Genomic DNA, 11,795 nt, shown 5'->3' on the forward strand with positions numbered 1-11,795 from the left:
CGAACCAGCAACCTTCAGCTTCGGAGGCTGACGCTCTATCCAATTGAGCTACAGGTGCGTAAAGTCGTTGTTAGTTATCAGTTATTGGTTATTTGGACAAGCCCCAAAACTTTGGCCATAAAGAACCAATAACTATTAACGAATAACCATTAACCATTCTTACGCTCAAATTCCTTCATGAAGGCAACCAGCGCATCCACGCCGGCAACGGGGAAGGCATTATAAATGGAAGCGCGAACACCACCCACCATCCGATGCCCCTTCAATCCCTTCATTCCCTGCTTTGAAGCCTCCTTGATGAAGGTTTCCTCAAGGGCTTCCGAGGGTAAGCGGAACGTGATATTCATATCGGACCGGAATTCCTTAACAGCCGTCGCCTTATAAAATGAACTGCTGTCGAGGGCATTGTAAATTTTAGCCGCTTTATCAACATTCTGCTTATAGAGATTCTCTTGCCCCATTTTGAGAATCCAACGAGTTACCAGCGACAGGACGTAGATTCCGAACGTCGGCGGGGTATTGTAAAGGGAGTTCTCTTCGATATGCGTTTTGTATTTGAGCATCGTGGGTGTGTTGGCCGGGGCACGCTCGGCCAGGTCTTTCCGCATCACCACCAAAGCCAGCCCTGACGGACCAAGATTTTTCTGGGCACCGGCATATATTAAACCGAACTGGTTGATGTCAAAAGGACGGGATAGAATATCCGAGGACATATCCGCCACCAGCGGCGATTCGGTCTTAGGGAACAACTTCCACTGAGCTCCGGAAATAGTCTCGTTGGAGGTAATATGCACATACGCAGCACCCTTGGTAAATTTCAGATCCTCGTTTTTAGGCACACGGGTGGGAATATCCTTGCCGGTATTGGCGATGACATTGACCGTACCTATTAATTTGGCTTCTTTAACAGCCTTATCAGCCCAGGTGCCGGAGTTGACATAATCGGCCGATTGCCCCGCCCCCAACAGATTCATAGGCACCATGGCAAATTGCATACTGGCACCACCCTGAATAAACAAGACTGAGTAGTCATCAGACAACTTAAGCAATTTGCTGACGTTCGCAATCGCTTCCTGATGCACGGCATCGTATTCTTTGCCGCGGTGACTATGCTCCAAAATGGACATTCCTGATCCCTTAAAATCCAGCAACTCCCTTTGTGCCTCTTCAAGGACTTCGACAGGAAGAACGGCAGGACCAGCTCCAAAATTGAATACACGTGCCATATAGTTGCCTCTTTCTTGATAAAGTTGAGCCCGCATTGTAGTCGGTACGCCAAAATCTTCAACTGCGTATTTACGATTGACGTGGCTTTAAAAACTCCTACACTTGTTGGCTTTTCAAAAGGAGTAAATATATTATGGCATTAATTACGTTCGGAAAAGAGAAAGAAAACATCGTCACCCGCAAGGAATTTTCCGTCGCCAAGGCGCGCAAAGTTCTGGCAAAAGAAACCATCGCCATCATCGGCTATGGTGTTCAGGGACCCGCTCAGGCATTGAACCTTAAGGACAATGGATTCAAGGTCATCATCGGCCAGGCTCCTGAATTCAAAAAGGATTGGGATCGCGCCTGTAAGGATGGATGGGTGCCTGGGAAAACATTGTTTGATATTCCCACCGCAGTTAAACGCGCCACCATCATTCAGTTGTTGGTCTCCGACGCCGCCCAGCGGCAGGTATGGCCGACCATCAAAGCCAATCTGAAGCCCGGTGATGCCCTCTACTTCTCGCACGGGTTTTCAATCGTGTACAAGGATCAAACGAAGGTCATCCCGCCCAAAGATGTGGATGTCATCATGGTTGCGCCCAAGGGATCCGGCCTGAATGTCCGCCGCAATTTCCTGTCCGGTGCTGGCATCAATTCCAGCTTCGCTGTTGAGCAGGACGCCACCGGGCGCGCCACCGAGCGCTGCATCGCGCTAGGTATTGGCATTGGCTCCGGCTATCTGTTCCCCACAACCTTCAAAAAGGAAGTGTGCAGTGATCTGACCGGCGAACGCGGCGTATTGATGGGCGCTTTGGCGGGCATGATGCAAGCTCAGTATGACGTCTTGCGTGCCAACGATCATTCCCCCAGCGAGGCCTTCAATGAAACCGTTGAGGAATTGACCCAAAGCCTCATCCGGCTCGTTGATGAAAATGGCATGGACTGGATGTATCAGAACTGCTCTGTTACAGCCCAGCATGGCGCGCTGAAATGGCGCCCCATCTTCCACAAAGCTAATCTTCCTGTTTTCAAGAAACTTTACCAATCGGTCAAAGTCGGGCAGGAAACACGTGAAGTCCTTCGTGACTGCGGCGGTAAAGACTACCAGAAGTATCTTGCCAAGAAGTTGGCTGAGATCCATGAATCGGAAATGTGGCAGGCGGGTGCCGCCGTGCGCGCATTGCGTCCGAAATTGACAGCCAAGGCGATCGATAAGAATGTGAAGGGTGTCGGCGGTCGGTTGTCGAACTAACCTCCCCCGGCAATCAAAAGGGCAGGACTTTATTGTCCTGCCCTTTTTTATTGTCTATCCGAATGCAACTACCCGGTCGCTCGTGGCCAATGTTCTGAATAGTGAATTCCCTCCGTTGCTTAAGATCCAGGATGTTCGAGCGGAATCTTCTGTGCACACAAAGGGCATTTCGCAGGCTCAAAGGTAACGGGCTCCATCTGCAGTAAACTGGTCAGGGGTGGCACAAACCTCGCTTTACCCCCGCTCCGATCCACCAGCACCGCAACTGCGACCACTTTACCACCGCGACCTTCGACGATATCAATGGTCTCCTGCACACGCCCGCCCCGGGTAATGACATCTTCAGCCACCACAAATGAAGCATTTTTTGGAATCTCGAACCCGCGCCGCAACACCAGGGCGCCCTCATGCTTCTCCGCAAAAATCGAGACTACTCCCAGCGTCTTGGCTACTTCATGTCCAACAAATAGCCCCCCCATGGCCGGCGCAATCACGCCGTCCACATGCAGTCCCGGATTTTCAAGCCGCACCTTCATGACCAGGGCCTCACACAAACGAGCCGCAATACGGGGCTGCTGAAGCACCTTGGCGCATTGAAAGAACTGATCGCTATGTAAACCCGACCGGAGCTCAAAATGCCCCTTCAAAAGGGCTTTGGTTTCAAGAAAGACGTTTAATACTTCATTGTCTGTCATAACTTATTCCTTCTCATTTCACCACGGCACCTGACGGAAACTCACCATCAACCGTGATCAGCTTTAAGTTTTTCCCCACACTGGCGGCCAACAACATCCCATTCGATTCCACGCCGCGAATGGTCGCGGGCTTGAGGTTTGCCACCACCACCACGGTTTTCCCGATCAGAACTTCGGGTTCGTAATGCTGCGCAATTCCAGCCACCAGTTGCCGATTTTCTCCGCCCAACTCAATTTGAAGCTTCAGTAACTTATCAGCACCCGCGACTTTTTCTGCCACCAGGATTTTAGCTGTTCGCAACTGTATCTTCTGAAAATCCACATACTCCACCAACGCCACGCCAGTAGGGGCAACAGCAACTGCAGGAGGAGCCACAGGGGCCGCCTGTGCCACGACAGGCATAATTCGAGGGAAGAGAGACTGCATCTCTCCCAAGCGGGTTCCGGGCTTTAACAGGCCCCAGTCTTTAAGCGATCGGATATCCGGAACAGTCTCCTGAATTCCCAGCGTCATCCGCAATTCGCTCATCTTGCCAGGCATAACCGGATACAGCAAACCGCTCACAATACGCAAAGTTTCCGCAGCGGTGTAAAGCACCGTGTGCAAAGGCCGTTTATCCTCCTGCTTCGCCAACGTCCATGGCTGTTTCTTTTCAAGATAACGATTGGCCGCACGCACCACATTGGCAACAGCTGTCAGCCCCATGTCGATACGCATATTGGTAATCATCGTTTCCATGGTGCCGGCGGCCTCAAGAGCGGCGGAACGGAGCGTGAGTTCATCCTCACCAGTGACATCCGGCGCGGGTAATACACCCCCGGTGTAGGTGCTGATCATCTTGATCAGCCGACTAAGCATATTACCAAGGTCATTGGCTAGATCCGCATTATAGCGACGGATAAAGGCATCCTCAGTGAAGCTGGCATCCTGGCCCAGCACCATTTCCGCCATCAAAAAATAGCGGAAAGCATCCACTCCGTATTGATCCACAAATTGCATCGGGTCGACGACATTCCCGGTCGTTTTGCTCATCTTGGCGTCCCCCATCAGCCACCAGCCATGGGCGAAAACGGTTTCTGGAAGCTCAACCCCCATGGCCTTAAGCATGATGGGCCAATAGACCGTGTGGGTCGTCAAAATGTCTTTGCCGATCAGGTGATAGGAAGCAGGCCACCACTTTTTGAATTTCTCATCATCAGACAGATATCCCACGGCACTGATATAATTCGTCAGGGCATCGCACCAGACATAGGCAACAAAATCCTTATCAAAAGGCAGCTCAATGCCCCAACTCAGGCGACTCTTTGGCCTGGAAACACAGAGATCGGTAAGCTTTTTACGAAGAAACCCGAGGGTTTCATTCCGCCGGAAATCAGGTTGAATGAATTTGGGATGCTCTTGAATATACTGAATGAGCCACTCCTGATATTTGCTCATTCTTAGGAAATAATTGGACTCGCGGATTCGCTCCACGGGCCGCTTACAATCAGGACAGGCGCCATTGTCCAAATCCTTCTCCATGAAGAATCGCTCACAAGGGACGCAATACCAGCCGTCATATTCCGACCGGTATATTTCATCTCGCTCGTACAAATCCTGGAAGATTTTCTGCACGACATCTTTATGGCGGGCCTCGGTAGTACGAATGAAGTCATCATTTGTAATTTCGAGTTTTTTCCACAATTCCTGAAATCTTACGACCGTGGTGTCGGCATGTTGCTGAGGGCTCACGCCGCCCTTCTCGGCCGCCTGCTGAACCTTCTGCCCGTGTTCATCTGAGCCCGTAAGGAAAAAGGTGGGCACACCCAATAGCCGATGGTACCGGGCCAGAACATCAGCCAGAATCGTGGTATACGCATGCCCGATATGGGGCCTGTCATTTACATAGTAAATCGGGGTCGTTACATAAAACTTATTATTCTGCATATCAATTACCTCTGTCCGGCTAAAATAACTGCTCACACATCAAAATCCAATACCAATAACAGACAACCAAGAACTATTTCCCCTACATTAACGAGACAGCATCAACGTCGATGTATACGGAGACGCCGGAGGGCCAGCGGAATTCACGGGCGACCACCTTTAACGATTCCGTAATGGCCTTGGTCGTCGGAGCCCGTAGCATGATCTGATGCCGGAATTGACCCTTTGCTTTCTCAAGGGGGGCAGGAGCCGGCCCACTCACAATCACCTTGGAGGAAAGCAATGGTTGAAGCTGGGCGGCAAACTGTTCCGCCGCCTTCGTCACCTTAATCTGGTCCATTCCCTTGATTCCCACACAAACTAAATGCCCAAAAGGGGGATAACCCAGTTCGCGCCGGAACTCATTCTCCTGGTCACAGAAGCCATCATAGTCCAATCGCCGCGCCGCTTGAATCGCCTGGTGAAATGGGGTTGAGGTCTGCACAATCACTTCCCCAGGAATCTCACCACGCCCAGCCCGCCCAGCCACCTGCGTTAAAAGCTGAAAAGTACGTTCACTAGCCCGGAAATCCGGCATATGAAGGCTCATATCAGCGTTAAGCACCCCTATCAGTGTCACATTCGGAAAATCCAACCCTTTGGCGATCATTTGTGTACCAACCAGTATGTCAATTTTACCAGTCTTGAATTCATTCAGGATTCGTCGATGTGAATCCTTCCCTCGAGTCGCATCAGCATCCATGCGGGCAATTCGAGCTTTTGGAAACAGCTTTCCGACAGCCACCTCCACTCTTTGGGTGCCAATTCCGGCAAATTTAATAGCCGGATCCTGACATCCCGGGCAACGATCAGGCACCCCTTGAATCGCACCGCATATATGGCATTTGAGCGTCTCATCGTGCCGATGATAGGTCATGGCAATGCTACATTCATTGCATTTAGCGACCAGGCCGCACTTGGGGCACACCAATGATGAAGCATAACCGCGGCGATTTAGGAATAAAATCACCTGTTCAGCCTTGTCAATACGCTTACGAACCGCATCCACAAGGTCGCGAGAAAAAATGGACAGCCGGCCTGTGCGCTCCGCTTCTTGCCGCATATCCACAATACGCATGTGAGGCATCGCGCGATGATCCACCCGGTTCATCATTTCAACCAGTTGATACTTGCCATTTTTCGCGTTGGCGAAGGATTCAAGCGCCGGGGTGGCCGAACCCAGCAGTACCGCACATTTTTCAAAATGCCCCCGCATGACCGCTACATCGCGGGCATGATAACGGGGCATCTCCTCCTGCTTATAAGTGTGCTCATGCTCCTCGTCCACCACAATAAGCCCGAGATTAACGATAGGTGCAAAAACAGCAGATCGAGCCCCTACCACGATCTGGGCCGCCCCCGAATGGATTCGATGCCATTCATCATGACGTTCTCCGGAGGACAAGTGACTATGGAGTACCGCGATGGTGTCCCCAAACCGGCTACGGAAGCGCTCAATCGTCTGGGGGGTCAATGAGATTTCCGGGACTAACACAATCGCCCCTTTTCCCTGATTCAAGGCATGATCAATGGCTTGCAGGTAGACTTCCGTCTTACCGCTCCCGGTGACGCCGTGGAGGAGGATGACGGAAGGCTTATCAATCGCCTGCTTGACCACCTCTAGCGCCACGGCCTGTCCGGGCATTAAGGCGAGGGGCTCGGTACGCAAGATCGTGTGATTGGCGAAGGGGTCACGCAAGGCCGCCTGTTTATTGATGCGGACCACTCCTTTTTTTTCCAAAGCACGCACCGTGGCCGCATCGGAATCGGAAAGCTTGATGAGGTCATGAAGGAACATTCCGCCACGGGTCTGAAGGAAATCAAGAACAGCAGCTTGTTTGGGGGATTTTAAGCGGACTAATTTGGGGGAAGAGACCCTCACCCCCGCCCTCTCCCCTGAAGGGAGAGGGAGTTCATGCGCACTACTCCCTCTCCCTTCAGGGGAGAGGGTTGGGGTGAGGGTGTTAATGATGGGTTGATCGAATTTCTCCGCCACCAACTCCACAAACAACTGCTCTTTAAACTTCGCGGCTTGATTCCGTACCGCCCCTGGCAGAACCGCCTGCACGGCCAATTCAACAGGCGCACAGTAATAGTCCGCCATCCAGCGGGCGAGTTTAAGGAGGCTTTCTGCGATATACGGTTTCTCCCCCACAACCGACTCAATGGCTTTGAGCTTAGGGTGTGCCGAAGATTGACTAAACCCAACAACGTAACCCTGGGTCTTGCGGGGGCCAAAGGAGAGATTGACTCTGGATCCAAGCTTGACTTGAGCAGTCAAAGAGTCAGGGATCAGGTAGTCGAATTCCTTGTCAACGGCAACATCAACTACAACTTTGGCAATCATGGGGTGAAACGTTCAAAGGAAAAAGATTCGAGCAAATCAAAACTTTATTTGTCGAATTTTTTCGACCAGGAAGGATAGTTCCTTGGCAAAATCTCCCATGACATCATCATACATCTGCTTGGTTTCGTTCGGCAAATAATCATGCACAATCCGATTTCGCACATCACGCATATTGAACCAGCGCTCAACAGAGGTAATTACCTTCAGCTTCTCCATCCGGTTAAGCCGGTCACGAAGTGTGTCCGATTCCTCGGCGAACTGAAGGCGCTCATAGCTTCTGAAAAATTTAAGACTCACCTCAACCGAGCGAATGAACCGGTCACTCAAAGCATCATACGGTTCACTTTCATCTGCGCTGTAATGTCGCGTCTCTTCATAAGGAGCGAGTTTATTTAAGGATGCCTGAACCAGCGCCATCGCGTCCATTACCTTACCCAAGTCCCGTTTTGTGACCTCGATCTGTTCCGCTGTATTCATTGAATGAGCAACGCCTCCCGCTTGATAAGCTCTAAAAACGGCTTCTGTTCTTCCGAAATGCGCTCCGGGTTAACAACCAACACATCTATTTTCTCATCGCATTCCATGCGGAAGCGCACGGAAATTTTTTGAGATAGCCGGTAGGGAGAATCCACATGGGAAAAGACCAGTAAATCAATATCCCCGCCCTTGCCTAAAGGATCGGTTCGAGAGCCATAAAGATAAGCCACGCCCTCCACACCGTTGAGGGCATGGGCTAATGCCTTTTTTTCTATGTCCAAAAGTCGCATGACTAAACTGGAAGATACACCCCTCATCTTTCATAAACAAGTTGGTTGTTGATCCGTTGATTTTTCGTTAAAGCGCGAAAATAATCGTAAAAAATGGGTGGTTGATTTCTGGCGGCCTGAATACGTGGCACATAATGGCACAAACTGGTACACGGATACAGAATGTCATCCGCCAGCACATCAAACTCAAGTTGTTGCGCGGCAATGTATTAGAAACATTATATATCACAAGCCTCTCTGGGGCAGCAGATTACGATTAAGATTAAGATGGGTTGGACTGTCTTATCTTAGTGCCTATGGCCATAGATCCTTATATAGGAACGCTTCAAGTTCCATCCAGGCCGTTGATTTCCACACATATAATGGAGGCAGCAAACGAAAACAAAACAGAAAAAGGAGAGAATACGATGGATGAATCGCCCGATCTTGATACTGAAACTGTCACAGGGTTGACCTTGCGACAGCAGCAACTGTTAGTTGAGCTTGTCACTAATCCTGACATCCAAGCGGCCTGCAGGGCTGCTGGTGTGGGCCGCTCGACAGCGCATCGCTGGTTGAAAGATCCCGTTTTCCGCGCTGAACTTGCACGGCAACGCGATACAGTTCTTTCCGAGACCATGGATTCCGTCAAAACCCATGCCACCCGGGCCATGGCGGAACTTGCTGAACTGCTGGATACGGAAGACGACCGCCTGCGACGGTTGATTTGCAATGACATTCTCGGCCACGCCTTAAAGGTTCGGGAGTTGGAAGATTTTGAGCGCCGATTGGTGGCTCTTGAACAGACAGTAAAAAACAATGAAAGAAGAGAGGAAGTATGACGAAGCAGAACTTGCGTTTAAACAAACTGGAACAGAAGACCCCGCCATTCAAGAGGGAATTCATTGCATGGGAGGGAAACGCGTGGATGCCGGAAGAGAAAGCTGAGTCCATCCGTCAGGATCCGAATGGCCGGATATTCTGGAAATCAATTCTGGATGAAAAGGAGAAACAGACAAAGTAGTTTACGAGGGAGGGGCACGTCACGCCCCTCCCTTGCGAGATCCACGCTTGATGTCGAGCAGTCAGGGCAACAGGTAGTCGAACTGCTTGTCAACGGCAACATCAACTACAACTTTGGCAATCATGGGGAAAGATTTGAAGAGGAGAACATCAAACGGGCAAAGAAAAAGCCGGAGACATTTTCATGTCCCCGGCCAGATCAATTCAAAGCTAGATTCACTCAGATGCGTGGATCAAAACAGGCTTGCGTCTGTAGTCCAAAAAGTAGTATTCGTCACCTGCTTAGCCAAATAAGAAATAGTTGTCGAGTTAGTGTCGCTACCCTGCCTGGTGAACCATTGAACTTGCCCTCCAATGAATCCAACGTTCCCACCTTCATTCTGATGATTTCCACCCCAAACAGTATCGGAAGGAATGGCTAGCGCCGCAGTAGGATCCGAGCTCACTTTATCCCACACAATAGGTGATCCCGAGGCGGACGATTCGTCCTGTTTCGCACCACCATAAGCATAGGCACTGTTACCAGCGCCAAATCCGGCAAAGGTCGATATTTTCGTGGCCTTCGAAGACGGACAAACAAAAATCCCCAAATCACCCGCCTTGACATATGATCCGAACAAATTAGTCAGACTCGTAGAAGGGTACTTTTCTGCATTATCACCTGCATACATTTTGAGGAACAAAACGATTTGTTTCTCGTTATTGGCACAAACAGCTCGTCGCCCTTTTTCACGGGCACTCGACAGCGCAGGGGTAAGCAATCCGGCCAAGATGCCGATAATGGCAATAACCACCAACAACTCAATCAACGTAAACCCTTTAACTTTTCGGAACAGCTTACACATAATCGAACTCCTTTTTGATTAATTACCATTAGTCAGCCAGATACCTGCAACTGATATTTGTAAAGCCTATACCATCTCTATAATGGCGTCAATAGATGCGTAAAAATTTCTCAGGTCAGACGCATCTAAATCCCAGATTTCTGGCCATTTTGACTCTATTTGGCAACGCCAATTTGGAGTGCGGCGGCTTGACGCCGCTTTCATAAGGCCTGGCTTGACAGGCCGAGAGCACGGCGCGTCAAGCCGCGCCGAAATCAAAGCGGCGTCAAGCCGCCGCACTCCAAAAAAGGCCTTTCCTCCTGAATATTTGAGCCAGAAAGGCCGGAATAATAGAAATTTAGATGCGTCTGCCCTGGATATATTCTACAGTTCCCGATCATTCAATTCTTCTTCATCAAGTCCCAAATAATGCCCCCATTCATGCAAAAGAGTATTCCGGACCTCCGCGCGAAAAACAGACATTTCGGAATGAGCTTCATCCCAAATATTATTAAGAAATAAATAAATTTCCGTTGGCATTGGGTCACACGACTCATGAGGGTAGTCATCTCCGACAAATAAGCCCATTACATCCGCCTCTACCCCATCGGCAACTAGTGCGGAGTTTGGAAATTTTTCAAAAATTATTGGAATTTTCTGAATATTCGCCCTGATTTGAGAAGGGAGCCTGCTAATGAGTCGGGCAGTTTCCTCGGTAGCAACTTGGCGTAATAATGACCATGGAGGAGGATTCATAGAACTAAAATACGGGAGTGCTGAGCTTGAGACCGCTTTTACTCGGCCCAGCTTGAGGGGCTGCGATATAATCGGCGCGTCAAGCCGCGCCGGAACAAAGCGGCGTCAAGCCGCCGCACTCCAAAATAAAATTACTTTTTTAATTTCTCGAGTTTCGGGGCAATGACAAAACGGCAGTAAGGAGCGGACTTATTTTTATTATAATAATCCGCATGATAGTCCTCGGCGGGATAAAATTCGGCGGCTGGGACGATCTGAGTGACCACGGGGGCCTTGAGTTTTCCTGACTTATCAAGCGACAGCCTTGATTTTTCTGCTGCGTTTTTTTGAATATCATCATAATAAAAAATCACAGAGCGATACTGGGTCCCAATATCAGCTCCTTGTCGGTTCAAAGTCGTGGGATCATGGCTCAGCCAGAAAGTATCCAATAAATTTTCATACGAGACTTTTTGAGGGTCATATGAAATTTGAATAACTTCTGCATGACCGGTATCACCTGTGCAAACCTGCTTGTAAGTCGGGTTTTTGGTTTTCCCACCGGAATATCCGGATTTAACTGAAGTCACACCGGGGATGCGTTGAAAAACGGCTTCAGAGCACCAGAAGCAGCCGGAGCCGAACATTGCTATTGCAGAGTTAGTATTCATAAGTGGGTCATTTTGATTAGAGAGGACAGGGGCGGAAAAGCACGTAAGCGACAGAGAAGAGATGAAAATAGCAGTATAAAAAATTCTACTCATTAAGTTCTTTCTTTTCACGCGGCTCACACGAGGTTCGCCCTCCAGAAGAAAATTCAACGCCTTTATTTGATCTATAGCTCTGAAACTGTGTTGGTGCAATAAAAAAGGGCTTGTGATGTTACTCACAAGCCCTCGAAAAAAAATCCGGCAACGTGCTACTCTCCCAAAGCCAAAGCTCTAGTACCATCGCCGCTGAGACCCTTCACTTCCGTGTTCGGTATGGGAACGGGTGTT

At 49.8% G+C, this 11,795-nt stretch carries 12 protein-coding genes and 1 rRNA gene; 3 read left to right on the forward strand and 10 right to left on the reverse strand.

Annotated elements, in window-relative coordinates; all coding sequences use genetic code 11:
* Positions 1–149: 149 nt before the first annotated feature.
* Positions 150–1,226, reverse strand: coding sequence for a 3-phosphoserine/phosphohydroxythreonine transaminase (gene serC, locus WCI03_13955; GenBank protein ID MEI8140956.1), 1,077 nt, complete (start codon positions 1,224–1,226; stop codon positions 150–152).
* Between the two features lie 134 nt (positions 1,227–1,360).
* On the opposite strand from serC, the gene ilvC reads away from it, so the two are divergent.
* Positions 1,361–2,461 (forward strand): ketol-acid reductoisomerase, encoded by a 1,101-nt coding sequence (gene ilvC / locus WCI03_13960; GenBank protein ID MEI8140957.1) that lies wholly within the window; start codon positions 1,361–1,363, stop codon positions 2,459–2,461.
* Between the two features lie 119 nt (positions 2,462–2,580).
* On the opposite strand, the gene pyrE is transcribed toward ilvC, so the two are convergent.
* From pyrE to WCI03_13985, 5 genes are read right to left on the reverse strand one after another with little or no spacing between them, the layout of a single operon-like run.
* Complete coding sequence (gene pyrE, locus WCI03_13965) at positions 2,581–3,156, reverse strand: orotate phosphoribosyltransferase (protein ID MEI8140958.1); 576 nt, start codon at positions 3,154–3,156, stop codon at positions 2,581–2,583.
* Between the two features lie 13 nt (positions 3,157–3,169).
* A complete protein-coding gene (gene metG, locus WCI03_13970; GenBank protein MEI8140959.1) occupies positions 3,170–5,119 on the reverse strand; it encodes a methionine--tRNA ligase in 1,950 nt (649 codons plus the stop codon).
* A gap of 46 nt (positions 5,120–5,165) precedes the next feature.
* Positions 5,166–7,469 (reverse strand): primosomal protein N', encoded by a 2,304-nt coding sequence (gene priA, locus WCI03_13975; GenBank protein ID MEI8140960.1) that lies wholly within the window; start codon positions 7,467–7,469, stop codon positions 5,166–5,168.
* Positions 7,470–7,505: 36 nt separating this feature from the next.
* On the reverse strand, positions 7,506–7,946 hold the full coding sequence (locus WCI03_13980) for a nucleotidyltransferase substrate binding protein (protein ID MEI8140961.1): 441 nt from the start codon (positions 7,944–7,946) through the stop codon (positions 7,506–7,508).
* Positions 7,943–8,236 carry a nucleotidyltransferase domain-containing protein gene (locus WCI03_13985; GenBank protein ID MEI8140962.1) on the reverse strand — a complete coding sequence of 98 codons (294 nt, stop codon included), beginning with the start codon at positions 8,234–8,236 and terminating at the stop codon, positions 7,943–7,945. Before WCI03_13985 ends, WCI03_13980 begins: the two co-directional genes overlap by 4 nt.
* A gap of 407 nt (positions 8,237–8,643) precedes the next feature.
* Here WCI03_13985 and WCI03_13990 point away from each other — a divergent pair, with 407 nt between their 5' ends.
* Together WCI03_13990 and WCI03_13995 are read left to right on the forward strand one after the other, a co-directional pair.
* On the forward strand, positions 8,644–9,057 hold the full coding sequence (locus WCI03_13990) for a hypothetical protein (protein MEI8140963.1): 414 nt from the start codon (positions 8,644–8,646) through the stop codon (positions 9,055–9,057).
* The gene (locus WCI03_13995; GenBank protein ID MEI8140964.1) at positions 9,054–9,239 is read left to right on the forward strand and encodes a hypothetical protein; all 186 of its coding nucleotides are present in this window, start codon (positions 9,054–9,056) and stop codon (positions 9,237–9,239) included. The genes WCI03_13990 and WCI03_13995 overlap by 4 nt, the downstream gene beginning before the upstream one ends.
* Before the next feature lie 232 nt (positions 9,240–9,471).
* On the opposite strand, the gene WCI03_14000 is transcribed toward WCI03_13995, so the two are convergent.
* The 4 genes from WCI03_14000 to rrf form a co-directional block, all read right to left on the reverse strand.
* Positions 9,472–10,083, reverse strand: a complete 612-nt coding sequence (locus WCI03_14000) for a type II secretion system protein (protein MEI8140965.1) — start codon at positions 10,081–10,083, stop codon at positions 9,472–9,474.
* Between the two features lie 363 nt (positions 10,084–10,446).
* Positions 10,447–10,818 carry a metallopeptidase family protein gene (locus tag WCI03_14005; protein ID MEI8140966.1) on the reverse strand — a complete coding sequence of 124 codons (372 nt, stop codon included), beginning with the start codon at positions 10,816–10,818 and terminating at the stop codon, positions 10,447–10,449.
* Positions 10,819–10,949: 131 nt separating this feature from the next.
* Entirely contained in the window at positions 10,950–11,687 is a 738-nt protein-coding gene (gene msrA, locus WCI03_14010; GenBank protein ID MEI8140967.1) for a peptide-methionine (S)-S-oxide reductase MsrA, read from the reverse strand.
* A gap of 16 nt (positions 11,688–11,703) precedes the next feature.
* Positions 11,704–11,795, reverse strand: a 5S ribosomal RNA gene (gene rrf, locus WCI03_14015); the annotation flags it as partial.

This window comes from bacterium (assembly GCA_037143175.1).
Taxonomy (GTDB): Bacteria; Verrucomicrobiota; Kiritimatiellia; order CAIKKV01; family CAITUY01; genus JAABPW01.

Bases quoted from the DNA above. Each gene is read 5' to 3' on its own strand.
- serC (MEI8140956.1), bottom strand. From the start codon at position 1,226: ATGGCACGTGTATTCAATTTTGGAGCTGGTCCTGCCGTTCTTCCTGTC.
- ilvC (MEI8140957.1), top strand. From the start codon at position 1,361: ATGGCATTAATTACGTTCGGAAAAGAGAAAGAAAACATCGTCACCCGC.
- pyrE (MEI8140958.1), bottom strand. From the start codon at position 3,156: ATGACAGACAATGAAGTATTAAACGTCTTTCTTGAAACCAAAGCCCTT.
- priA (MEI8140960.1), bottom strand. From the start codon at position 7,469: ATGATTGCCAAAGTTGTAGTTGATGTTGCCGTTGACAAGGAATTCGAC.
- WCI03_13980 (MEI8140961.1), bottom strand. From the start codon at position 7,946: ATGAATACAGCGGAACAGATCGAGGTCACAAAACGGGACTTGGGTAAG.
- WCI03_13985 (MEI8140962.1), bottom strand. From the start codon at position 8,236: ATGCGACTTTTGGACATAGAAAAAAAGGCATTAGCCCATGCCCTCAAC.
- WCI03_13990 (MEI8140963.1), top strand. From the start codon at position 8,644: ATGGATGAATCGCCCGATCTTGATACTGAAACTGTCACAGGGTTGACC.
- WCI03_13995 (MEI8140964.1), top strand. From the start codon at position 9,054: ATGACGAAGCAGAACTTGCGTTTAAACAAACTGGAACAGAAGACCCCG.
- WCI03_14000 (MEI8140965.1), bottom strand. From the start codon at position 10,083: ATGTGTAAGCTGTTCCGAAAAGTTAAAGGGTTTACGTTGATTGAGTTG.
- WCI03_14005 (MEI8140966.1), bottom strand. From the start codon at position 10,818: ATGAATCCTCCTCCATGGTCATTATTACGCCAAGTTGCTACCGAGGAA.